The 1,226-nt window shown below is 65.2% G+C and carries 2 protein-coding genes; both read left to right on the forward strand.

What is annotated here, in order from left to right:
- The coding region (locus tag ENZ74_RS32170; RefSeq protein WP_164761421.1) for an alpha/beta hydrolase at positions 1–526 on the forward strand (526 nt) is incomplete at its 5' end.
- A 98-nt stretch (positions 527–624) separates the two neighbouring features.
- Positions 625–1,226: thiamine pyrophosphate-binding protein (locus ENZ74_RS32175; protein ID WP_245471057.1), on the forward strand; the 602-nt coding region annotated here is incomplete at its 3' end.

Genomic DNA, 1,226 nt, shown 5'->3' on the forward strand with positions numbered 1-1,226 from the left:
GCAGGCCAATGTCGGCACCCAGGCTGGTGACGTCGAAAAGGCCTATGCTTACATCAGGGCCAACATCGCCCGGCATGGCGGCGATCCCAACCGCATCGTCGGCATGGGCCATTCGGCCGGCTGCCATCTGGTTGCGCTGACCGGCATGCGCGGCGGATTGCCGGGCATAGCCGCGCTCATCCTCGACGACACCAGGGCCTATGATCTTGCAGCACTTGCCAAGAATGGCGGTATGGTCCGGGCCTATGCCCGCGTCTTTTCCGATCCCGCGCAATGGGCGGCACTTTCGCCGGCCAGCTATGTCGACGGCCGCAAGCACCCGCCGACTTTCATCGCCTATTCGCGGGCATCGGGCCGGAGCGAGGACTCCAGGGCCTTTGCCGAGCGCCTGCGATCGACGGGCACCAAGGTTACGCTGTTCGACGGCAGCGCCTATACGCATATGTCGATCAATCGCGATTTCGGCGAGGAGGGCGACGCGCTGACCGCGGCCGCGCTGGCATTCCTGAAATCGACGGTTGGCTGATCTTTACGGCACTGGATTAGATCAAAAGTAGCGGCAAGACATTGCTGCAGGTGCTCGCGGGTGCAACTGCTCTGCGATCTTGAGCGGGAGGGAATTGCATGAACGGCGCCGATGTCCTGTGTGACGTGCTTCTGGCCAATGATGTGACGGTCTGCTTCGCCAATCCCGGCACCTCCGAAATGCACTTCGTTGCAGCGCTTGACCGCAAGCCGAAAATGCGTTGCGTGCTCGGGCTGTTCGAAGGCGTGGTGACGGGTGCCGCCGATGGCTATGCGCGGATGACCGATCGGCCGGCCGCGACGCTGCTGCATACCGGTCCCGGCCTGGCCAACGGGCTGGCCAACATGCACAATGCCCGGCGTGCCTTCAGCCCGATGATCAACATCGTCGGCGACCACGCCTCTTACCATCTGCCGCTCGATGCCCCACTCACCAGCGATATCGAGAGCCTTGCGGCGCCGATGTCCAACTGGGTCGGCCGCGTCAAGGGTCCGGCCGATGTCGTGCCGGCAGCTGAAGCGGCCTTTCGCGCCTCGCTGACACCACCCGGCGTCGCGACCCTGATCCTGCCGGCGGATGCCGCCTGGGGCGAAGTCGAGGCGGTTTTGCCCGGCAAGGTGACGTTGGCGCCGACGCCGGCCGTCGATATGGACGCGGTACGCAAGATCGCCGCGGCGATCCGTGCCGCTCCGGGCCGGGC

It is taken from the genome of Mesorhizobium sp. M7A.F.Ca.CA.002.15.2.1, assembly GCF_003998715.1.
Taxonomy (GTDB): Bacteria; Pseudomonadota; Alphaproteobacteria; order Rhizobiales; family Rhizobiaceae; genus Mesorhizobium; species Mesorhizobium ciceri.